Genomic DNA, 22,526 nt, shown 5'->3' with positions numbered 1-22,526 from the left:
TGGCCGCGATGTTCTTTAATCAACTCGGCGTGATCGGCTGCGGCCTGATGGGCGGCTCATTCGCCTTGGCGCTGAAGAAAGCGGGCCTGGTCAAGCGCGTGGTCGGCTATAGCAAGTCGCCGTCAACCACCGAGATGGCCAAACGCCTGGGCGTCATCGATGTGGCGGCAGAATCAGCGCTGTTGGCCGTGTCGGGCTCGGACATCGTGCTGATTGCGGTGCCGGTATCGGCGACCGAGGCGACGCTGAAGGCGATCCGCCATATGGTCAATCCGAACGTGCTGGTGATGGACGTCGGCTCGACCAAAGGCGACGTCGTCAGCGCCGCCAAACGCGCCTTGGGCAAGCAGATCGATGCCTTTGTGCCGGCCCACCCGATCACCGGCAAAGAGTCGGGCGGCGTCCAAAACGCCGATGCCGGGCTGTACAACGACTGCCAAGTCATCCTGACGCCTCTGCCACAGACCAACGCTGACCTGGTGCAACGCGCCACCGATGTCTGGTCGGCGCTGGGTGCACGAGTGCTCAAGATGACGCCGGAAAATCATGACGCAGCCTTCGCTGCCGTCAGCCATTTGCCGCATTTGCTCGCCTTTGCTTATTTCCAATCGGTCGCAGCGCAACCGGCGGGTCGCGACTATCTGAGCCTGGCCGGCCCGGGTTTTCGCGACTTTACACGGATCGCCGCCAGTGAGCCGGCGGTATGGCGCGACATCCTGATGGCCAACAAGGCCGAGGTCTTGATTCAGTCGCAACGATTCCGCCAGGCACTTGACGCGATCGAAGCGCTGCTGAAGGATGACGACGCCACCGGCCTGGAAGCCCGTATCCGCCTGATCTCGGAAGCGCGCGCGCAATGGGCCTTGCCTGCTCCGCGGCAGCCCAAATAGGGCGCGCTCGGCTGTTCTGCGGCCTCTCAAACTTTTCTCGATAGCCATGTTCAAAATTCCATTCCTCGACCTGCCGCCACTGCGAAGTGCCGGCGGCACCGTGCGCTTACCCGGCTCCAAGAGCATCTCCAACCGGGTGCTCTTGCTGGCCGGTTTGTCCGAGGGCGTGACCGAAGTGCACGACCTGCTGGACAGTGACGACACCGCCGTCATGTTGGATTCGCTCAAAGCGCTGGGCTGCCGACTCGAAACCTCCGACCACGGCGTGTTGCAAGTCACAGGCTTCGGCGGGCGGCTGACGGTTGATGCGGCGCAGCTCTTCCTTGGCAATGCCGGCACGGCGATGCGCCCGCTGACCGCCGCGCTAGCCCTGCTGGCCGCCACCCAAGGCGGTGAGTTCGAACTCAGCGGCGTCGCCCGCATGCATGAGCGGCCGATTGGCGACCTGGTCGACGCCTTGCGTCTGCTCGGCTGCCAAATTGACTGCCTGGGTCAGGAAGGCTATCCGCCTTTGAAGCTCACCGGTCCATCCAAACTTGACTTGGCCCAGCCGGTCAAGGTGCGCGGCGATGTGTCCAGCCAGTTCCTGACCGCCCTGCTCTTGGCCTTGCCTTTGGTGGCAAGCGAGCAGGACGTGGTGATCGAGGTGGTTGGCGAGCTGATCTCCAAACCCTATATCCACATCACGCTGGAGCTGCTCAAGCGCTTCGGCATCCAGGTGCAGAGGGAAGATTGGCAGCGCTTCACCATCCCCGCCGGCAGCCGCTACCGCTCGCCGGGCGCGGTGCATGTGGAGGGAGATGCGTCCTCGGCCTCGTACTTCGTGGCTCTGGGCGCGCTGGCCGCCACCGAGGCACCGCTGCGCATCGAGGGCGTCGGCAGCGCCTCGCTGCAAGGCGATGTGCGTTTCATCGAGGCGGCGCAGGCGATGGGTGCGCGCGTCGAAGCCGGCCCTAACTGGCTGGAAGTTCGGCGCGGGGCCTGGCCATTGCACGGCATCAGCCTGGACTGCAATCACATCCCCGACGCGGCGATGACCTTGGCGGTGATGGCGCTGTATGCCGACGGCCCGACCACGTTGACGAATATCGCCAGCTGGCGGGTCAAGGAAACCGATCGCATCGCGGCGATGGCGGCCGAGTTGCGCAAGCTTGGCGCCACCGTCGAAGAAGGCCAGGACTGGCTGCGGGTGCACCCGCTGCTGAGCTGGCAGGCGGCCAGCGTCCACACCTATGACGACCATCGCATCGCCATGTGCTTTTCGCTGGCGGCTTTCAACGGCCTGGTAGCGGGCAAAACCAGCCCGGCCGTGCCGGTGCGAATTCTCGAGCCACATTGCGTGGCCAAGACTTTTCCTGACTATTTCGAAACGCTGTTCGAGGTCAGCAAGGCTCGCAGCAAAGACATTCCCGTCATTTGCATAGACGGCCCGACCGCGTCCGGCAAGGGCACGCTGGCCGACGAGGTGGCTCACGCATTGGGCTATGTGGTACTGGACTCCGGCATGCTCTACCGCGCCAGCGGCCTCGCCGCACAGCGCGCCGGCGTCGATCTGGACGACGGCCAAGCGGTCGCGGCCATCGCCGCCCGGCTGGACCTGCATTTCCGCAAAGGCCGCGTGACGCTGGGCGAGGTCGACATCACCGAAGCGCTGCGCCTGGAAACCACCGGCCTCTTGGCCTCCAAGGTTGCCACCCACACCGAAGTGCGCCACGCTTTGAACCAGTTGCAGCTCGACTACCGTCGCCTGCCGGGCCTGGTGGCCGACGGCCGCGATATGGGCACGGAGGTGTTCCCGGATGCTGCACTGAAGGTTTTTCTCACAGCTTCGGCCGAAACCAGGGCCGAGCGGCGCTATAAGCAATTGATTTCCAAGGGGATTTCGGCTAGTATCGCGGGCTTGCGTCAAGATTTGGAGGCGCGTGACTTGCAGGACAAATCCCGCAAGGCCTCGCCACTAGCCCCTGCCGCAGATGCGCTGGCGCTCGACAACTCGGCCCTGTCCATTGAGGAATCAAAGGATTTGGTGTTGGCTTGGTGGGCCAAGGCGGGGCCTTTTTCGGATCAGCGTTGATTCGGAAAAGGCTCAATGAAACCCGCCGACTTCGGCTTTTGAGCCTGGTGCAAAGCCAAGGTTCGCTGCAGTCGGCGATATCCACAACCTAACCCGTCCGACGGTCAAACGTCAGACACCCACAGTCGGACCGTCAAACGCCTTGGCCGCGCCGACACAGGAAACACCATGACAAAAATCAAAAACCTCGCCGAAGTTACTTCGTTCGAAGCTGGCTCCTTTGGCGCCATGTTCGAAGAGTCGCTGCAGCGTTCCGACCTGCGCGCCGGTGAAGTTATCTCCGCCGAAGTGGTCCGTATCGAGCACAGCTTTGTGGTCGTCAATGCCGGCCTGAAGTCCGAAGCCTACGTGCCAATCGAAGAATTCAAGAACGACCAGGGCGAGCTGGAAGTTCAAATCGGTGACTTCGTTTCCGTCGCCATCGACGCAATCGAAAACGGCTACGGCGACACCATCCTGTCGCGCGACAAGGCCAAGCGTTTGGCTTCGTGGCTGTCGCTGGAAGTTGCTCTGGAATCGGGCGACTTCGTCACCGGTACCGTGTCGGGCAAGGTCAAGGGCGGCCTGACCGTTCTGGTCAATGGCATCCGCGCCTTCCTGCCAGGCTCCCTGCTGGACACACGTCCGGTCAAGGACATGAGCCCGTACGAAGGCAAGACCATGGAGTTCAAGGTCATCAAGCTGGACCGCAAGCGCAACAACGTCGTGTTGTCGCGTCGTGCTGTGGTCGAAGCTTCGATGGGCGAAGAGCGCGCCAAGTTGCTGGAAACTTTGGCCGAAGGCGCCATCGTTCAGGGCGTGGTCAAGAACATCACCGAATACGGTGCGTTCGTGGACCTGGGCGGTATCGACGGCCTGTTGCACATCACCGACATGGCATGGCGTCGTGTGCGTCACCCATCGGAAGTGGTCACTGTTGGTCAGGAACTGACCGCCAAGATCCTGAAGTTCGACGCCGAGAAGAACCGCGTTTCGCTGGGTCTGAAGCAGTTGGGCGACGATCCATGGTTCGGTGTGGCACGTCGCTACCCAACCAGCACCCGCCTGTTCGGCAAGATCACCAACATCGCTGACTACGGCGCATTCGTTGAAATCGAGCCGGGCATCGAAGGTCTGGTGCACGTGTCCGAAATGGACTGGACGAACAAGAACATTGCTCCTTCGAAGCTGGTCACCCTGGGTGATGAAGTCGAAGTCATGGTCCTGGAAATCGACGAAGACAAGCGTCGCATCTCCCTGGGCATGAAGCAGTGCAAGGCCAATCCTTGGGAAGATTTCGCTGAAACCGTCAAGCGCGGCGACCGCGTCAAGGGCCCCGTCAAGTCGATCACCGACTTCGGCGTGTTCGTTGGCCTGGCTCAAGGCATCGACGGTCTGGTGCACCTGTCCGACCTGTCGTGGAACGAGACTGGCGAAGCTGCTGTGCGCAACTTCAAGAAGGGCCAAGAAGTCGAAGCCCTGGTCTTGGCCGTTGACGTCGAGCGCGAGCGCATCTCCCTGGGCATCAAGCAGTTGGACAGCGACCCATTCACCTCCTACACCACGGTCAATGACCGCGGCATGGTCGTGACTGGCAAGGTCAAGACGGTTGACGCACGCGGTGCCGAGATCGAGTTGGCCGACGAAGTGCTGGGTTATCTGCGCGCTTCGGAAATCTCCCGCGACCGCGTGGAAGATGCCCGCACCATGCTGAAGGAAGGCGACGAAGTCTCAACGCTGATCGTCAGCATCGACCGCAAGACTCGCAACATCCAGTTGTCCATCAAGGCCAAGGACAACGCCGACAATCAAGAAGCTATGCAGCGTCTGTCGGCCACAGCCGAGCGTGAAAACGCCGGCACCACCAGCCTGGGCGCTTTGCTGCGCGCCAAGCTGGACAACCAAGGCTAAATCGAAACTCTTTGGCGCGACCTGTTTGGTCGGGCCAAGTTTCGAATCAAGTCAAGAAGGCCCGCCTCCTCAGGGAGTGCGGGCCTTTTTTATGAAAACGTCCAAACTCTAAAGCCACCAAGACATGACCCGATCCGACCTCGTTGTATTGCTGGCCGAGCGCTTCGGCCAACTGGCGCAGCGTGACACCGAGTTCGCCGTCAAGACGATTCTGGATGCGATGTCCGACTCGCTCTCGCGTGGCCACCGGATCGAGATTCGCGGTTTCGGCAGCTTCCAAGTCAACCGGCGCCCGCCCCGCATGGGTCGCAACCCGCGCAGCGGCGAGCAGGTCTTGATCCCCGAGAAATTGGTGCCCCACTTCAAGCCCGGCAAAGCGCTACGTGAAGGCGTTGATGCTGATAATAGCGCCGGCCATTCAGCCAACAAAGAATTGCTCGCCGCGCAACAGATTAAGGGCTAAGTCCGGGCTGGCAAGTCTGCACAGACACTAGAATCCGGCTCAATGCGAATCCTTGTTTGGGCCTTCAGAGCCTTCCTCTTTTTTGCCCTTTTTGCCTTTGCGCTGAACAACAGCCACGAGGTGGTGGTGCGCTGGTTTTTTGGCCATGAATGGCACTCGCCGCTGGTCATTGTGGTCTTGCTAGCCTTTGGCATGGGCTGCGCTCTGGGCGTGCTGGCGATGGTGCCGGCTTGGTGGCATCACCGCCGCATTGCCAGCCGCGGCCCCGCCGCCGGTTCGGCAGCAAACCCCGGCGGCAATGATGAAGCCCAGCCACCCAGCGTGATCCACGATGGAATTTGATTTCCGCTGGCTGCTGTTCGCACTGCCAGGGGCTTTCGCCATCGGCTGGCTGGCCTCCAAGCTCGACACAAGGCAATGGAAGCGCGAGCAAAAAAACTCACCCAAAGCCTACTTCAAAGGCCTGAATCTGCTGCTCAATGAGCAGCACGACAAGGCCATTGACGCCTTCATCGAAGCGGTGCAGAACGACCCCGACACCTCGGAGCTGCACTTCGCGCTGGGCAATTTGTTCCGCCGCCGCGGCGAGTACGAGCGCGCCGTGCGGGTGCATCAACATCTGCTGCAGCGCGGAGACTTGCCCCGCTCGGAGCGTGAACGCGCTCAGCATGCCTTGGCGCAAGACTTTTACAAGGCCGGGCTGTTCGACCGCGCCGAAACCGCCTTCACCGCACTCACCGGCACGCCGTTTGAAAGCGAAGCGGAGCTGGCCTTGCTGGCCCTGTATGAGCGCACCCGCGACTGGCGCAAGGCCGCCGATGTGGCACGCCATTTGGAGCAAACCGGCACCGCCTCTTTTGCCACTCGCATAGCGCATTACCTGTGCGAATTGGCGCTGGAAGCGCAAGCTCGGGATCAAGACGACGAAGCTTTGACCCTGCTCGCCGAAGCCCGCAAGGTGGCGCCTCACGCGGCGCGCGCCCATGTGCTGGGCGGACAGATGCAAGCCAGGCTGGGCCAGCCCAAACTGGCGATGGCGGCCTATGCGGAACTGCTGGCGGTCAACCCCGAGGCCTTCAATCTGGTTGCGCGCGACTTTGCCGAGGCGGCACAGACCTGCGGCTGCCAGCAGCGCGCTCTGGCCATTTTGAGTGATCAATATGGCCGCACACCCGGCATGCATTTGCTGCAGGCCATCGCCAAGCTCGAACCCAGCTCCGACTTGCAGCGCGAACGCCTGAGCCGCCATTTGCGCGAGCAGCCCAATCTTTCAGCAGCTCGCTCGCTGCTGACCCAAAGTGGTTTCAAACTCAGCGAGTCCGAGGCTCCGCTGGTCTCCGCGACGCTGGACCAGGCCGTGCGCCCCTTGCAACGTTACCGCTGCGCCGCCTGCGGCTTCGAGGCCCAGCACTACTTCTGGCAATGCCCTGGTTGCTTGAATTGGGACACCTACCCGCCTCACCATGTCGACGAATAAGCCGCTGCGGTCGGACAAAAGCCCCGATCGCATCCTCATCGTTCGTCTGAGTGCTTTGGGTGATGTCGTGTTGAGCTCGGGGCTGATTCCCGCGCTGCTCAGCCATTGGCCCCATGCCGAGATCACCTGGCTGGTGGAGCCGGCAGCAGCACCGCTGCTCAAACATAACCCACGACTTCATCGGCTGATGGTCTTGCCGACCGCTCATTGGAAGAGCTTGTGGCGCGAAGGCAAAAAGCTGCAGGCCTTGCGCGAGATCTGGCGTTTTCGAACCTCCCTGCGGGCCGCCAGCTTTGATTTGGTCATCGACCCGCAAGGTCTGCTCAAAAGCGGCCTGATGGCCTGGCTGACCGGCGCGCCCCGGCGGGTCAACCTGAAACCGCGCGAGTCCAGCCAATGGTTGATGCATGAGAGCGTGCGGCCCGGCCCCGGCGTGGGACTTGATGCGATGCAGCCCATCATCGCGCATGAGTACCGCGATCTGGCGGTCTATCTCGGCGCCGAGAGCGACAGCTACCGGATGGACCTGACCGTCGGCGAGGCAGCCCGGCAGCAAGCTCGCAGTCGCCTGGCACAAGCCCAGGTCGGCCCCAGATATGCCGTCCTGGCCGCCTTCACCACCCGGCCGCAAAAGCACTGGATCGAAGGCCATTGGGCCGGGCTCGCAGACGGCTTGCTCGCGCAAGGCCTAACGCCCTTATTGCTCGGTGGCCCCAGCGATTTGGAAGCGGCGCAGCGCATTGCCGCCATTAACCCAGCCATCGTCAACTTGGTCGGCCAATTCAAGCTCGACGAGACCGTGGCCGTCATCAGCGAAGCGAGCTTGCTGGTCGGCGTCGACACCGGCCTGAGCCATATGGCGATCGCGCTGGACATCCCCACCGTGGCCTTGTTTGGCTCGACCACACCCTATTTGCGCGGGCCAAGCATGCGCACCCAGGTGCTTTATGAGCGACTACCCTGCTCGCCCTGCAACCGCAAACCCAGCTGCGGTGGCCGCTTTGATTGCATGCGCCTGCTTGATGTCGCGCGCGTCTTGAAAGCCGCTGCCGAAGTCCAGCAGACGACAGCCCACTGATCAGCCAAGCCTATGTCAAACCAACTCGTGCCCAGCGACCTGCTCGCGAAGTCAAAAAAAATTCTGTTCATCACCCACCTGGCGCTGGGCGACTACACCTATTTGCAGAATTTTTTCCAGGCCTTTGCCAAGCACTATCCGCATATCGAAGTGCATATCTGGGTCGACGAATTGCGCCGCAGCAGCAAACCCGCGGATTGGGTGCATCTCAAAAAATATGCCCTGTACGACTGGTTGGCGGCCTGCCCTTTTGTCGCCAAGACCTATGACAAGACCTACAGCCCAGCGCTGTATCAGCAATCGATTCAAGAAGCTCGGCAGCAGCAATATCCTCTGGTCGTGTCTCTAGCCACTTTGCGCCCGCATCTATATGCGGCCTTGGCGCGCAAGATCAGCCCGAGCGGTTTTGTGGTCGGCATGAAGCATGAGCCCGGCCTCTTGGCCTTGCACAGACACTGGGCCTATCGAAAGCTCGATGCAGCCCTCAATCCTGATGCACGAACGCAGGCCGGCCAGCACATCACGGGCATTTACAACGGCTGGTTCAACTCGTTCTTCGGCATGGACTTGGCCGCAGAAGAGCGCTTCCCCTTTCTCGATGTTCCGCCACAGTGGTTGATCGCAAGCCAGCAGCAATTGCTGCAATGGGGCTTTACCGGCACAAGCGATGAGCCCGTACGGCCTGTATTTATCAACCCGTTTGCGAAAAACAATAAGCGCTGCTGGCCCTTGAACCGGGTGGTCGAGCTGATTCAGGCCATGCGCAAATTGCCGGCTTGGGCCAACACTTGTTTTGTCGTCAATGTGGTGCCGGAGCAAATGACCCAGGTGCGAGCCTATTTCGCCACACAGGGTTTGCAGCAAGTACAACTCTTCAGCGCCGAAGAAAACTTCTTCCAATTGCCAGCGATGTTGAGTCAATGCAGTTTGATCATCTCGGTTGAAACGGCCGTGATGCACTTGGCCAATGCGGTGCATATTCCGGTGATCGCCCTGATGCGTCAGAAGAACCCGGAATGGGCGCCCATCGACGAAAAGAACAGCACCGTGATCACGACGCTGAGTCGCAGTGACTGGGTCAAGGCGATCACCGCCGAGCAGGTCACTGCAGTTCTGGATTCAGTCAAACCGGCCTGAGAGCTGGCGCCACTTCATCCAACAATAAAAACCAAGCGCGTCGTAAATGCCTCTGGCTGTCTTGCGGATATTCTTCTTGAACAGTTGCTGCGCCGTGGCTTGACGCCCGGTTCGGCACAAATTCTTGAAAAGATTGCGTGCTGCCCTGTTTTGGAGCATGGCGGGCTCACATTGCGCAAGATACTCGGTCAACTGCGGGTCTTTGAACACGGCATGGAAATTGGCAAAACCGTGAAAGCCAAATGTTGGACCGCTCGGCGGAATAAATTCAAAGGCGAATTTTGAGGCCAACTCGATGGGTGCAAATTTAATGCCATGCTCCTTGATCAATTGCTCACGGTGCAACTCACAAATCACGTAGTCCTCGGGATGCACCTGCTGAATATCAATTTTCTTCAGCGCCTCGATCAAACGCCTTGAGCGCAAGGAAAACCCACCATTGCCGACCGCAACCGGGCGATGCGGCCAAGGTGCACCGATGTAGTCATACTGCAAAAATTCATCGTCCCAACAATCCGCATTGAGAATAAAACCGTCCCACTGCACAACCAAGACGAAGTCACCGTTGAAATAAGCCCCCAGGTCCTTCAACATGAAAGACGAGTAACCCTCCATATCACTGAAGGGCGGAATCAATACTTGTTCGATGTCGGCAGGCAAAGCTTGTCGGCTGGTGCACAACAGCAGGCATTCCTTGAAGGATGCCGCCGCCATGCAGCGCTCCAAGGCATATCGCGCCAACTGGGTACGACGAGTTTCAACGCAAACCAGGCTGACCTGGCTGAGTTGTGGTTTGGACGAGTTCATATACAAGTTATGCCGCAAAATACGCCGCAGTCGATCGGCACCGTTTCCTGAGAATCGAATCATCCCATGATCTACATTGACGTCACCGATCTCATCCTGTGGGTCCGGCGCAAATCCACCGTCACCGGCATTCAACGCGTGCACATCAACTATGCCGTCAATGCCTTGGACCACGGGGCTCAATGCCTGATGTTTTACGGCCGGGAATGCCGCGATGTGGCCCTGGTCAGCAACGAGTTCGTGCGCTTCATGGGCGATGTACTGAGCAGCCGCGTGAAGATGGACAAGCGCAAGTTTTTTGAGATGTGCCCGAACGCGCGGCTCTTTCCCTGGCCCGACTACAGCCAAAAGTACGCTCACCGTCCGGTCAAATACTGGCTGCACACCGTCGGCGGCCATCTGCGCTTTCATACCCAGCGCTGGCTGTTTGAGCGGCCCGCTCAAAGCCCGGATTTCAAGCCGGGTGATGCGCTGCTCAGCATCGGCCGCGACTGGACGATGGAGGGTTACGTCGCCAATATCCAGCGCTTGAAGGATCGCTACGGCATCCGTCCCCAGCTTTTTCTGCATGACATGATCCCGATTCCCGGCGAAAAGCAGGCCGGCACAGCCAAACGCTTTTTGACCTTCGTCACCGATGCATTCAAGACCTTCGACCGCTTCTTCACCAGTTCCGACTACAACCGGGGCGAGATCATCAAGTACATGCATGAGTTTGTCGGCTATGAGAAGCCGGTCGTAAAACTCGGCTTCGGGCAAAACATCAATGCCATGGGCTTGGCCCCGACCGCCTTGCCCGACGGCCTGGAGCCTGGTCGTTATCTCTTGTGCGTGGGCCGGGTTGCAGCATCGAAAAACCAGATTCGTTTGATGAAGGCCTGGCACAAGCTCGTGCAGGCAGGCGCGGACGGCGGTGTGAAGCTGGTTCTTTTGGGTGAACTCAGCGGCAGCTACCGCGAATTCCATGACTACCTCAAAGATGCCAAGGCTTTGGATGGCAAACTGATCTTGCTGGAGAAGGCATCCGATCAGTTGCTCAACACCCTGTACCAAAACTGCCTGTTCACCGTCTTCCCGTCCACCATAGAAGGCTACGGCCTGCCGGCTGCCGAGTCGGTCGCCTACGGCAAGTTCTGCCTCGCGTCCAACGCCACCTCTATCCCCGAAGCGGCCGGCATCTATGCCGATTATTTCGATCCCTATGACGAGGCCGAAATGCAGGCCAAGCTCAGCCATTACCTGAGCGATCGCGCGGCCCTACAAGCCCGCGAGGCCTTGATCAAGACAGCCAACATCAGAACTTGGGCCGAGGCCAGCAGCGAGTTAATCGAACGCGCCAGCCTGCCTGTAGGGGCAAGCTAAGCCAGCAAGCCTGCCACGGCGCTCGCCAAACTGCTTGAACGCTTGGCGCTCAAGCCAACTGGCAATTCAGCCGGCTCACCCCGACCATCCTTGGCCAACAAGAAGGCGCGCCCCACGCCGGCCGCCTTCGCCGCCTCGATATCGGAGGGCTTGTCTCCGAATAGCACCGAGGCCGCCAAATCCAGCGTCAACTCATGCGCCGCCCGCAAAATCATGCCCGGCGCCGGTTTGCGGCAACCGCAGTCCATGCGGAACTCGGCCACCTGTCCATCCGGCAAATGCGGGCAAAACTCGACCGCCGCCAGCGGCACCTGCTGGGTCAGCAAGTAATTTCGCATTTGCTCGGTAAGCCGGTAAAAGTCGGCCTCGCTGTATTTGCCCCGCGCAATACCGGATTGATTGGTCACCACCACCAGCGCATAGCCGGCCTGATGCAGCTGACGCATGGCATCGATCGCGCCGGGGACGAATTCAAAATCTTCCCAGCGGCCTACATAAGCATGGTCGATATTGATCACGCCGTCGCGGTCAAGAAAGGCAGCTTTTTGCATATCAAGTCGAACGCAGGCTGCGCACCAGGGCCGTGGTCGAGTAGCCGTCAACAAAGGACAGCGCCTCAGAGCGCCCACCCCAGGAACGCACCAAGCGCGTTTCTTCCAGCAGCTCCATATCGTAGTCACCGCCCTTGACGTAGATATCGGGGCGTATGCGGGCCAGCAAGGCACAGGGCGTGGGCTCGTCAAAGAAAGTCACGCAGTCCACCGCCGCCAAGCCGGCCAGCACCAAGGCGCGGTCCAACTCGCGGTTGATCGGCCGCTCCGGGCCCTTGCCCAGACCGCGCGCTGAAGCATCGGTATTGATCGCCACAATCAGGCTGCCGCCCAATTGGCGCGCCGCATGCAAATAGCTGACATGGCCGCGGTGCAAGATATCGAACACGCCATTGGTAAACACCAGCGGCCGCGGCAGGCTGGCCAAACGAGCCGCCAAGGCCGTGTTATCCAGTGCGGCCGCGTCCAGCAGCTTGTCCTGCAAGGCCCAATTCAAGGTCGCGCTCAAGCTTGCAACTCCTCATAGCTGACCGTGGCGGTGCCGAACTTGCCGACCACGATGCCGCCGGCCCGATTCGCCCAGCGCATCGCCTGATCCATGCCCAAGCCCGCAGCCATCATCACCGCCAAGGTGGCGATCACCGTGTCGCCGGCGCCGGTCACGTCGAACACCTCGCGCGCTTGAGCGGGCTCATGGTTGATACCGTCGGCGGAGAACAAGGTCATGCCCTCCTCCGAGCGCGTCAGCAAGACGGCCTCGACGCCGATAGCCTCTCTCAGCGCATCAACCTTGGCCTTTAAATCCGCCTCGCCCCGCCATTGGCCGCTGACCAGCGCCAGCTCGGCCCGGTTCGGCGTGATCACGGTCGCACCCGCATAACGCTGAAAATCACTGCCCTTGGGGTCGACCAAGACCGGCTTGCCGGCCGCCCGGGCCAGCGCAATCATCTGCGGAATATGGGCCAGGCCGCCCTTGCCGTAGTCGGAAAACAGCACCAGATCATGGTCGGCCAGCTGCTGCTCAAATGCGTCGGTCATCTCGCCCAAGAGCTCATGATCCGGCTCGTTTTCGAAGTCGATGCGCAGCAATTGCTGGGCCCGGCCGATCACACGCAGCTTGACGATGGTCTGCAGCTTGGGATCGTCGCGCAAGACCGTTTCCACGCCTTGCGCGTGCAGCAGCTCGCGCAGTTTGACGGCAGGCTGATCGCGCCCCACCACGGTCAGCAAGGTCGTGCGAGCACCGAGCATCTTGACGCCAAGCGCCACGTTCGCCGCGCCGCCCAGGCGCTCCTCCTCGCGCTCCACCCGCACCACCGGCACCGGCGCCTCGGGCGAGATGCGTTCGACCGCGCCGTGCCAGTAACGATCCAGCATCACGTCACCGACCACCAACACGCGCTTGGCCGCCAGCAGCTCGCGCGTGGGCAAACTTTGCAGGCCTTGAAGTAAATTCTTAGTCACAAGCATGACCCTCTCAGTCCAAGCCCAGCTCGGCTTCGATCAAACCGCACAAGGTGTGGCCGATCAAGATATGCGCCTCCTGGATGCGCGCCGTCACCTGATGCGGCACCACGATTGACCCGTCACACAGGCCGCGCAGCTGTCCACCGTCGCGCCCCAGCAGACCCAGGGTGTAGACGCCGGCAGCCTTGGCGGCCTCGACCGCACGCAAGACATTGGCCGAGTTGCCCGAGGTGGAGATCGCCACTAGCGCGTCGCCCGAGCGCGCCAGCGCCGTCAACTGACGCGCGAACACCTGCTCGAAGGCGTAATCATTCGAAATGCAGGTCAAGGCCGAGGTATCGGTGTTGAGCGCGATGGCCGCCAGCGGCCTGCGGTCTTTGATGAAACGGCCGGTCAACTCGGCGGCCAGATGCTGGCTGTCAGCGGCTGAACCACCGTTGCCGCAAAACATGATCTTGCCGCCCTGCGTCAGCACCTTGGCCAAATGCTGTCCGGCCTGGGCGATAGCGGGGTCCAAGTCGTGCAACACGGTCATCAGTTGCTGATGCTCGGCAAGGTTGCGCAAAAACAGTGAATTCATTGATGAAAATCCATGAAAAGTAAAGAGTTGCTCGGGCGCCGCAGCCGTCTGCTGTTGGCCAATCACATCACGCCATTATCAACGCAGGCAGACGCGCATTGCCCCCCGTTACTCGACCCAAAATGCCAGCGACAATCCGCGCCATGACGACTGATTCTTCCGAACTCAAACCCGTTGCCAAGCGCTTGATGCGCTTTGTCAAACCCTACCGTACCGGCCTCTCGCTGACTCTGCTGGCCTACGCCGCAGCGGCGGCCACCGAGCCACTGATTCCGCACCTGATCAAGACCGTGTTCGGTCAAGGCTTCGCCAGCAGCTCCTTTTCGGTGTGGTGGGTGCCGGTCGTGTTGATCGGCCTGTTCGCCTTGCGTGGCTTGCTGGGTTTTTTGGGGCAGTACCTGCTCAACTGGTCGGTTACACGGGTGGTGATGGACTTCCGCTGTGCGCTGCTGGATGCCTTGCTCAAGGCCGATGCACGCGTCTTCACCAGCTTGCAGCCCGGCACAGCGGTCACCAAGGTGGTCAACGACCCGCAGCAAATCATGGGCACGCTGACCAACCCCTTTATCAGCGTGCTGCGCGACGGCCTGCCGGCCATCGCGATTTTGGGCTACCTGATCATGCTGAACTGGCAGCTGACGCTGCTGTCCATGATCACAACGCCCTTGATGGCTTTCGTCATGCGCAAGGTCGCCTCGCGCGTGCGCAGGCTCGGCGGCATCGCCTATGACGCGCAACTGCAGTTGGTCAACAAGGTTGACGATCTGACCCGCGCCTGGCGGGTGGTGCGCAGCTTTGACGCGGCCGACCATGAGCGGGCTCAATTCAATGCGCTGGCCCGGCAGGTGCAGCGCAACAACCTGAAGTCGGCTGCGGCGGCAGCCATGACGCAACCCTTGTCGCAGTTCGTCGCAAGCTGGGGTTTGTCTTTGATCGTCTGCCTGGCCTTGCTGCAAGCGCGCCAAGCCAATACCGGCGTGGGCGAGTTCGCCGCCTTCATCACCGGCCTGCTCTTGCTGACCTCACGCCTGCGCCATCTCAGCGACTTGATGCCGCCCATCACCGGCGCGCTGGTGATCGCACGCGGCTGCATGAGCTTGCTGGACATGCCGGTTGAGCCCGACAAGGGGACCAAGGAACTTCAGGACTGCAAGGGCGAGATCCAGATGCAGGATGTTCATCTGCTGTACCCGGACGCCGACCGCCCGGCGCTCAATGGGCTGACGCTCAAGTTCGCAGCCGGTCAAACCACCGCCCTGGTCGGCGCCTCGGGCGCAGGCAAGAGCTCCATCGTCCATCTGCTGCTGGGCTTCGGTCAGGCCGATTCCGGCAGCGTCACGCTCGACGGGGTTGAGGTCAGCGAGCTTCGCAAGGGCAATCTGCGCCGCCAGTTCGCGGTGGTGTCGCAAGACATCGTGCTGTTTGACGCCTCGGTGGCCGACAACATCGCCTACGCCCAGCCCCGCGATGAAGCCAAGTTGGAGCAGGCCTTGCGTGCCGCCAATCTGTGGGACTTTGCACTTGGCCTGCCGCAAGGGCTGGACACCATCATTGGCGCCAACGGCAGCAAGCTCTCGGGCGGCCAGCGCCAGCGCCTGGCCATCGCGCGCGCGCTCTACCGCGATGCACCTGTCTGGGTGTTTGATGAGGCCACCTCCGCGCTCGACACCGAGAGCGAACGCGCCGTACAACAAGCGCTGGAGCAATGGCAGGGTCGCAAGACCTTGATCGTCATCGCGCACCGCTTGTCCACGGTTCGCTCGGCCGACAGCATCCATGTGCTGGGCGCCGGCCGAGTGCTGGAAAGCGGCTCGCACGCCGAGTTGATAGCCGTCGATGGTGCCTATGCCGCGATGGTGCGGGCGCAACACGGCGAATAGCCTAAGGACCTGCTCCTGATGCGGCGCCGCAGCTTGCTGACTGGTTTCATGTGCTTCCTGGCCGGGCACACCAGGGCGCAAATGAAGCTGCTCGAAGCCAACGAAGCCAGCCGCGCCGAGTTGGAGTCGCTGCCCGGCCTGGGGCCGGGCTTGGTGGAAAAGCTGCTGAACGCGCGGGCCCTGGCCCTCTTCAGCGATTGGGCCGATCTGCTGCACCGCGTGCGTGGCATAGGCCCGGCCAAGGCCAGCAAACTCTCCGCTCTGGGTCTGCGCGTGAACGGAACAGCCTACCCCGAGTGATTCATCGCCCCGGGCACCGTCTCGGCAAAGCCGGCTTTGCGCCGCCGCATCGAGGCCGGGTCGCATTGCAAGGCTTGTTCCGGCCAACCAAAAAAGGCCTGTACCTCCGCGCGCCGCGCCAAGGTGTCGCTCATGCCCAAGTTGATCAACTCGCCGGTGAACGAGGGCTCAAACAGCAAGTAGCTGGTCAGCGCCGATCCGCTCGCACCCTTGCCTTCGCCTGCCACCCCGACACTGCGCAAAAGGCCTTTGATCGTCGGCGGCAAGCTGCCTTGATGCTCGGCCGCCAAGTCATCCAGACGCCGGCTGGGCGCTATCACCAAGACCTCAACCGGCCGCAAAGGCGTCGCTTCCCTGGCCTGCTGCGGCAGCAAGGCCAGCGTATTGTTGATGCGCTGCAAGCGCTCCACGTCCACCGCCAACGCGTCCAAAAAAATATTTGACAAGGCATGGCCGGCAATCTGCGCCATGCTGGGGTGACCCGTTACCAGCGCGGAGCGCCGGCTGCCCGGCGGTTCATGCATGCGGCCCGCACCAATCACCAAAATGCGCTCGGCGCCGAGATGGATGGCCGGCGAAATCGGCGCACTCTGGCGCATCGAACCATCACCAAACCATTCGGGCTGACCATCCAGATCCAAGGACTGCGCCGGGAAGATGAAGGGGATCGCTGCGGAGGCCGTCAAGTGCTCGACCGTCAATTGCGTTCTGACGGCAATGCGCTGCGAACGCGACCAGGGCGTGATGGGCTTTTGGGTTTGATAAAACGTAATGTGCTGCCCAGACGTGTAGCTGGAGCCACTGATCGCCAGCGCATGCATATGGCCGGCCGCCAGCATCTGGTCCAGACGATCCATCTCTATCCACCGGTGCAGCAAAGCCGCCAGCGGGGCGTTATCGAGCAGGCTGCGCGGCTGGGTGCGGCGCCAACGCGCCACCGCCCAGCCCAAGCTCATCAAGCGTAACCAGCGCGCGCCGGTGCGGATGATGCCAAAGGCGTCGGCACTGTAAATCTGGTCGACATGCAGGTTCTGCCACAGATGCACCAGCCCATCCACGGCGCCGTCAAAATCATCCGCATGGCAGGCCAAGGTGGCCGCGTTGATCGCACCCGCCGAAGTGCCGGCAATGATGGGAAAAGGGCTGGCACCGCTGAAGCCGGCATCGCGGCGCAACTGCGCCACCGCCGCCAACACACCGACTTGATAGGCCGCACGCGCGCCGCCTCCGGTGAGGATAAGGCCGCAAGGTCCAAAGCTTGGCCTTGAAGCTGTGGTTAGGGTTGGGGTGGCGTTGGGCATGGTCGGCAATGCGGTGAATCATCGCCTATTTGTGCGGGCTCAAGCCTTCAAAAAAGGCGGGAAACCGTAAGTTAGCCCTGCGCCGTCCTCAGTCGTAGATGATTTGCGACACTGGACCGCCCTGCGGATCCTGCGTCGCCAAGCGCAATTGCGCCAAGGCCTCATCACTGGGCCAGAAGCGGCTTTCCTCGCCCAACTCAATCTTGAACTCCGCCCCCGCGTGTTCACCGAACAAGAAATGGTGAGTGGTCATTTTCAAGCCCTGCCTGACCTGACCCTGCTCCGTTTCCAGCAGTCGTGCGGGCCATTGCTTGATCACATCCTGCAGCGCGGGCAGGCTGCGCCGCACCGGCACATAGAAATACTTGCCAAAGCGCGCGCGCGCGCCGGCCAGATCCCATACCGCTTGCACATTGAAACGGAAGCCGCCGGCAAAGCGGTCCATCTGCACCTTGCCCTGCAGAATCAGCAACTCGTCGTCGACCAGCAGGTCTTTGTGCAGGTTCAGCAATTCCTCGTTGGCCACCGCCTCGATGAAGTCACTCTTGTCGTCTAGCTTGAAGATCGCCACCCGGCCCCGATTGCCATTGATGACGCGCAGATCGCTGACGATGCCGGCCAGCATCACCACCTCGCGGCTCTGCGCGGCGTCCTCGATATTGGCGACCCGGCGCTTGACCATGCGGCGCACTTCCTCGCCGCTCTGGTCGAACAGATGGCCGCTCAGGTAGTAGCCAATCGCGGTCTTCTCCAGCGTCAGGCGCTCCTTGATGCTCCAGGGGGCGGCCTCCACCAAGTCAGGCTCGGCGGTGCTTGACGCGTGGGAGTCGCCAAAATCGAACAGCCCGCCCTGATTGGCATTGGCCTCCTGCGTCTCTGCGTGGGTGTAGCCGCGCGCCACGCTGGCCAGCAGGCGGGCACGGTCCGCCTCCAGCTTGTCAAAGGCGCCGGCCTTGATCAGCGCGTCAACCACGCGCTTATTGACCGCCTTGCGATCAATGCGCTTGCAAAAGTCGTAAAAGCTCTTGAACTCGCCACCGGCTTTTCGGACCGCCACGATCGAGTCGATCGCGCCCTTGCCGGTGCCCTTGATCGCACCCAGCCCGTAATTGATCAGCTTGTTGGTAATCGGCTCGAACCGGTGCACACCGAGGTTGACGTTAGGCGGCTCAAACGTGATGCCGAACAGCTTGGCGTCATTCAGCAAGACCTTGAGCTTGTCGGTGTCGTCCATTTCAATCGTCATGTTCGCGGCGAAGAACTCGGCCGTGAAATGCACCTTCAGCCAACCGGTGTGATAGGCCAGCAAAGAGTAAGCGGCGGCGTGCGACTTGTTGAAGCCGTAGCCGGCAAACTTCTCCATCAAGTCGAACACTTCGTCGGCTTGGGCCTCGTCCAGACCGTTGACGGCCGCACCCTTGCGGAAGATCGCCCGGTGCTCGGCCATCTCCTCGGCTTTCTTCTTGCCCATCGCGCGGCGCAGCATATCGGCGCCGCCCAGGGAATAGCCGCCCAAGACCTGCGCGGTCTGCATCACCTGCTCCTGGTAGACCATGATGCCGTAGGTCTCGCTCAGCACCGGCTCCGTTAAGGGATGCGGGTAGACCACCACTTCCTTGCCATGCTTGCGCGCCACAAAGGTCGGGATCAAGTCCATCGGGCCTGGCCGATACAGCGCGTTCAGCGCGATCAGGTCTTCCAGACGCGAAGGCTTGGCATCCTTCAACATGCGCTGCATGCCGCTGGATTCAAACTGGAACACCGACTCGGTCAGCCCTTCCGAGAACAGCTTGTAGGTCTTGCGGTCATCGAGCGGAATGGTCTCGAAGCTGAAGTTCTTTTGCTCCGGGTAGCGGGCAATGATGAAGTCTTTGGCCAACTCCAGAATCGTCAGCGTGGCCAGGCCCAAAAAGTCGAACTTGACCAGACCCACCGCCTCGACGTCGTCCTTGTCGTATTGGCTGACCGCGCTGTTCGAGCCGGGCTGCTGGTATTGCGGGCAAAAATCGGTGATCTTGCCGGGCGCAATCAACACGCCCCCGGCATGCATGCCGATATTGCGCACCATGCCTTCGACGCGGGCGGCCAGCTTCAAGAGCTCGGCCACCTCTTCTTCCTGCGCCTCGCGCTGATCGATCTCGGGCGCCTCGTGGCGCGCGTAGATCATTTTCTCCTTGGCCGGGTCGAAGTTCTCCGGCAGCTTGGCCAGCGTGACCGTTTTGCCAGGAGGCGCCGGGATCAGCTTGGCGATCGAGTCGACTTGGCCATAGCCCATGCCCAGCACGCGGCCAATGTCACGCAGCGCCGCCTTGGCAGCCATGGTGCCGAAGGTGGCAATTTGGCTGACTGCAGGGCGGCCGTACTTGTCCTTGACGTAGTCGATGACGCGGTCGCGGTTACCCTGGCAGAAGTCGATGTCGAAGTCGGGCATCGAAACCCGCTCAGGGTTCAAGAAGCGCTCGAACAGCAGGTTGTATTGCAACGGGTCGAGGTCGGTGATCTTCAGCACATAGGCGACCAGCGAGCCCGCGCCCGAACCCCGGCCGGGCCCCACCGGGCAGCCATTGTTCTTGGCCCACCAGATGAAGTCCGACACGATCAGGAAGTAGCCGGGGAAGCCCATCTTCACAATCGTCTCGAGCTCGAACTCCAGCCTGGCGATGTAACGTGGCATCTGCTCGGCGCGTTTATCCTCGTTCGGATAGAGCAGCACCATCCGCTCTTTCAGTCCCTCGTGCGAGGCATAACGGAAATAATCATCGGGCGTCATCTTGACGCCGTCGACCAGCGGGGTCGGGAACTCCGGCAGCTGCGGCTTGCCCAGCACCAGGCTCAGGCTGCAGCGCCGCGCAATCTCCACCGTATTGGCAATCGCCGAGGGAATGTCAGCAAACAGCACCTCCATCTCGGCCTGACTGCGAAAGTACTGGCCGGGCAAGAAACGCTTGATGCGTTTGGGGTTGCTCAGCGTCTCGCCCTCGGCCACGCAAACCCGCGCCTCATGGGCCTCGAAGTCCTCGGTGCCCAAAAACTGCACCGGATGCGTGGCGACGACCGGCAAGCCCAGTTCGGCCGCGAAAGGCACGCTGGCCTGCACCAGCGCCTCTTGCCCGGCCAGCCCCGCGCGCTGCAACTCGATATAAAAACGCTGTGGAAAGATCTCTTGGAAGCGCCCGGCCCAGTCCAGTGCGCGCGGCTTGTCGCCGGCCAACAAGGCAGCGCCCAGGCCGCCAAACTGCGCGCCCGACAGGCAAATCAAGCCTTCGTTCAGTTCAGACAACCATTCCCATTTCAAGCAGGCCTGGTTGCGCTGGACGTTCTGAATCCAAGCTCTTGAGAGCAACTCGCACAGATTCAGATAGCCCTGTTTGTTTTGCACCAGCAGCAAAAAACGGCTGGGGTTCTTGTCCGAGCCTTCCGGCTCCAGCCAGCAATCGGCACCCAGAATCGGCTTGACGCCCTTCTTGCGCATGCCGCTATAGAACTTGATGCCGCCAAACAGATTGGCCAGGTCGGTGATCGCGCAGGCGATTTGCCCGTCTTTGGCGGCCGCGGAGGCCGCGTCGTCGATTCTGAGGGTGCCGTCGACGACGGAGAATTCGGTGTGGGTGCGTAAGTGAACAAAGGCCATTTGTCCGATTGTACGGAGCCATTGTTCGGCCCCGGCTGAATTGCTCTACCTGCACGATGCCGGGAGTTCGCCCCGGCGGGCGACCTACTTCTCTTGTCTCGCCAAGAGAAGTAGGCCAGAGAAGGCGACCCTGCCGCATGGCCCCTGCGGGGTCCGCTCGGATGCTCAAATTTGCCGAGCCGCGCCCAACTCACTTCGCTACGCTGCGTTCATACAAGGGGCGCGAAACCAGTTCTTGAAGTCGCTGCGCGACGCCCGGCAAATTTTCCGCTCCTCGCCCATGCAGAAGGGGTGAACACCCAAGAACTCGGCTCGCTGCGCATCGCCTCGATGGGTGCCGCGCAGCGCGCTGGCACCTCGCCAGTCGATGGCTTGAGGGTCGGGTCTTCACTATATTTTTGGGATCTGACCCCGAGAGGTGTAGATTTTCAAAGTGGTTTCACGAGCGCCAAGACACGTTCGATCTCGGAGTAGATTTGCGGCCAGTCCTGGGCATGCCGCTGGTTAAAGCTCACGCTGATATGCATTCCTTGGCCCCAGGCAAAGTAAGCCGAGCATCGGTCATCTTTTCTGGCATGTGTACACCCCATGGCCGCCGGTTTGCCAGATAGATAGCTCGCATTCTTTGCGACGTAGATCGTGCTCAACTCGGTCGGCTGTTCTCGAAGTTGAACAGTCACAACATCAAGGTTTGTTGATTGGCTGATGAGGGTCACGGGCCGACCCTTCTTCTCGGCCATTGCAATCATGTCGCTGAGTTCAATCGAGGCTGGCTCAGGGACAAAGTCGAGCTCGATGGCAATGTCATAGAACGGCTGCCCTTTCTCGGGAAAGCTCCCTCCTTCGGGTGGCCCAGTCAAAGGTGTTTTGCTGGGCCAGTAAAAGGCCAAGCCCAGAAAGTCCAGTCGATAGGCTTTGGGCACAGAAAAATAGCGCCCGCCGACTTTCATGGCTACGTTGCCAGCGCTTACCTTCGGAACGACGTCACCTTCGCATGGCTTGTTCAAGCAGTCGATCCGCCGCTGCTCGGCCTTTTGCTGCTCAGATGGTCCACAGCCATAGAGTGTTAGCGCTAGAGACAGGCCAAGCCCGGCAAGCAACAGTTTCCGTAGGGAAAGTAGCCTGGTAAGACCTCCACTCGTCACAATCTCATCGATGCCAACACCCTTCAACGCAAGTTGAAACTCCGTCATTTGCATACCCATTTCCAATTCATTTTCGCTACCTCTACCCGTCCAGTTCCATGCATTCATAAGCAGTGAAGGTCACGATTCCACGCGAATCGTAAAGGCCAGGGTCAGGTGTAAAAAATAGCCCCCCCGAACTTTTCGGCGTCCCATTTAGCCACCGAAAGCCGGGGTCTCAAGAATATCGGCAAGACTTGAGAGGCGGGGCATCGACTTGCAAGGTGCCTGCGCGCAGCGCAGCACCCATCGAGGCGATGCGCAGCGAGCCGTGTTCTTTGGAATTCCCCTTCTGCATGGGCGAGGAGCGGAAAATTTACCGGGCGTCGCGCAGCGACTTCAAAGACTGATTTCGCGCCCCTTGTCTGAACACAGCGTAGCGCAGTGAGTTGGGCGCGGCCCGGCAAATTTGAGCACTGAGCGGACCCGCAGGGCCATGCGGCAGGGGCGCTTT

19 protein-coding genes are annotated in these 22,526 nt (G+C 61.0%); 11 read left to right on the top strand and 8 right to left on the bottom strand.

Annotated features, from left to right (window positions below; genetic code table 11):
* Positions 1-8 precede the first annotated feature (8 nt).
* The 8 genes from LNV08_RS03120 to LNV08_RS03085 all read left to right on the top strand — a co-directional run bounded on the left by LNV08_RS03120 (position 9) and on the right by LNV08_RS03085 (position 9,009).
* The gene (locus LNV08_RS03120) at positions 9-890 is read left to right on the top strand and encodes a prephenate dehydrogenase (RefSeq protein ID WP_263532175.1); all 882 of its coding nucleotides are present in this window, start codon (positions 9-11) and stop codon (positions 888-890) included.
* A 46-nt stretch (positions 891-936) separates the two neighbouring features.
* Positions 937-2,964: a bifunctional 3-phosphoshikimate 1-carboxyvinyltransferase/cytidylate kinase gene (locus LNV08_RS03115; protein WP_263532174.1), complete on the top strand. Its 2,028-nt coding sequence runs from the start codon at positions 937-939 to the stop codon at positions 2,962-2,964.
* A 168-nt stretch (positions 2,965-3,132) separates the two neighbouring features.
* Positions 3,133-4,854: a 30S ribosomal protein S1 gene (rpsA, locus tag LNV08_RS03110; protein WP_263532173.1), complete on the top strand. Its 1,722-nt coding sequence runs from the start codon at positions 3,133-3,135 to the stop codon at positions 4,852-4,854.
* Positions 4,855-4,978: 124 nt separating this feature from the next.
* Complete coding sequence (locus tag LNV08_RS03105; protein ID WP_263532172.1) at positions 4,979-5,317, top strand: integration host factor subunit beta; 339 nt, start codon at positions 4,979-4,981, stop codon at positions 5,315-5,317.
* A 42-nt stretch (positions 5,318-5,359) separates the two neighbouring features.
* Positions 5,360-5,659 (top strand): lipopolysaccharide assembly LapA domain-containing protein, encoded by a 300-nt coding sequence (locus LNV08_RS03100; RefSeq protein ID WP_263532171.1) that lies wholly within the window; start codon positions 5,360-5,362, stop codon positions 5,657-5,659.
* The gene (gene lapB, locus LNV08_RS03095) at positions 5,649-6,794 is read left to right on the top strand and encodes a lipopolysaccharide assembly protein LapB (RefSeq protein ID WP_263532170.1); all 1,146 of its coding nucleotides are present in this window, start codon (positions 5,649-5,651) and stop codon (positions 6,792-6,794) included. The genes LNV08_RS03100 and lapB overlap by 11 nt, the downstream gene beginning before the upstream one ends.
* Positions 6,781-7,872 carry a glycosyltransferase family 9 protein gene (locus LNV08_RS03090; RefSeq protein WP_263532169.1) on the top strand — a complete coding sequence of 364 codons (1,092 nt, stop codon included), beginning with the start codon at positions 6,781-6,783 and terminating at the stop codon, positions 7,870-7,872. Before lapB ends, LNV08_RS03090 begins: the two co-directional genes overlap by 14 nt.
* A 12-nt stretch (positions 7,873-7,884) precedes the next feature.
* A complete protein-coding gene (locus tag LNV08_RS03085; RefSeq protein WP_263532168.1) occupies positions 7,885-9,009 on the top strand; it encodes a glycosyltransferase family 9 protein in 1,125 nt (374 codons plus the stop codon).
* On the opposite strand, the gene LNV08_RS03080 is transcribed toward LNV08_RS03085, so the two are convergent.
* Positions 8,992-9,723 (bottom strand): DUF5672 family protein, encoded by a 732-nt coding sequence (locus LNV08_RS03080; RefSeq protein WP_263532167.1) that lies wholly within the window; start codon positions 9,721-9,723, stop codon positions 8,992-8,994. The two genes, LNV08_RS03085 and LNV08_RS03080, sit on opposite strands and share 18 nt — an antisense overlap.
* 159 nt (positions 9,724-9,882) lie before the next feature.
* On the opposite strand from LNV08_RS03080, the gene LNV08_RS03075 reads away from it, so the two are divergent.
* Positions 9,883-11,178: a glycosyltransferase gene (locus LNV08_RS03075; RefSeq protein WP_263532166.1), complete on the top strand. Its 1,296-nt coding sequence runs from the start codon at positions 9,883-9,885 to the stop codon at positions 11,176-11,178.
* Here LNV08_RS03075 and gmhB read toward each other — a convergent pair.
* The 4 genes from gmhB to LNV08_RS03055 are packed head-to-tail and all read right to left on the bottom strand — an operon-like array spanning position 11,175 to position 13,776.
* Entirely contained in the window at positions 11,175-11,729 is a 555-nt protein-coding gene (gene gmhB, locus LNV08_RS03070; RefSeq protein ID WP_263532165.1) for a D-glycero-beta-D-manno-heptose 1,7-bisphosphate 7-phosphatase, read from the bottom strand. The genes LNV08_RS03075 and gmhB overlap by 4 nt on opposite strands.
* 1 nt (position 11,730) lies before the next feature.
* Positions 11,731-12,201, bottom strand: a complete 471-nt coding sequence (locus tag LNV08_RS03065; RefSeq protein ID WP_263532306.1) for an adenylyltransferase/cytidyltransferase family protein — start codon at positions 12,199-12,201, stop codon at positions 11,731-11,733.
* Between the two features lie 32 nt (positions 12,202-12,233).
* Positions 12,234-13,199 (bottom strand): D-glycero-beta-D-manno-heptose-7-phosphate kinase, encoded by a 966-nt coding sequence (rfaE1, locus tag LNV08_RS03060; RefSeq protein ID WP_263532164.1) that lies wholly within the window; start codon positions 13,197-13,199, stop codon positions 12,234-12,236.
* A gap of 7 nt (positions 13,200-13,206) precedes the next feature.
* Entirely contained in the window at positions 13,207-13,776 is a 570-nt protein-coding gene (locus LNV08_RS03055) for an SIS domain-containing protein (RefSeq protein WP_263532163.1), read from the bottom strand.
* 143 nt (positions 13,777-13,919) lie between these two features.
* Here LNV08_RS03055 and LNV08_RS03050 point away from each other — a divergent pair, with 143 nt between their 5' ends.
* Positions 13,920-15,656 (top strand): ATP-binding cassette domain-containing protein, encoded by a 1,737-nt coding sequence (locus tag LNV08_RS03050; RefSeq protein WP_263532162.1) that lies wholly within the window; start codon positions 13,920-13,922, stop codon positions 15,654-15,656.
* 81 nt (positions 15,657-15,737) lie between these two features.
* Positions 15,738-15,956: a ComEA family DNA-binding protein gene (locus LNV08_RS03045; RefSeq protein WP_263532161.1), complete on the top strand. Its 219-nt coding sequence runs from the start codon at positions 15,738-15,740 to the stop codon at positions 15,954-15,956.
* Here LNV08_RS03045 and LNV08_RS03040 read toward each other — a convergent pair.
* The 3 genes from LNV08_RS03040 to LNV08_RS03030 form a co-directional block, all read right to left on the bottom strand.
* The gene (locus LNV08_RS03040) at positions 15,944-17,257 is read right to left on the bottom strand and encodes a patatin-like phospholipase family protein (protein ID WP_263532160.1); all 1,314 of its coding nucleotides are present in this window, start codon (positions 17,255-17,257) and stop codon (positions 15,944-15,946) included. The two genes, LNV08_RS03045 and LNV08_RS03040, sit on opposite strands and share 13 nt — an antisense overlap.
* 88 nt (positions 17,258-17,345) lie before the next feature.
* Positions 17,346-20,888: a DNA polymerase III subunit alpha gene (gene dnaE / locus LNV08_RS03035; protein WP_263532159.1), complete on the bottom strand. Its 3,543-nt coding sequence runs from the start codon at positions 20,886-20,888 to the stop codon at positions 17,346-17,348.
* Positions 20,889-21,316: 428 nt separating this feature from the next.
* Positions 21,317-22,087: a hypothetical protein gene (locus LNV08_RS03030; RefSeq protein ID WP_263532158.1), complete on the bottom strand. Its 771-nt coding sequence runs from the start codon at positions 22,085-22,087 to the stop codon at positions 21,317-21,319.
* Positions 22,088-22,526: the final 439 nt, after the last annotated feature.

Origin of the sequence: Paucibacter sp. TC2R-5, assembly GCF_025717605.1 — a bacterium.
Taxonomy (GTDB): Bacteria; Pseudomonadota; Gammaproteobacteria; order Burkholderiales; family Burkholderiaceae_C; genus Paucibacter_A; species Paucibacter_A albus.
The sequence above is the reverse complement of the archived record's forward strand: the minus strand, read 5'-3'. Positions and strand labels throughout refer to the sequence as shown.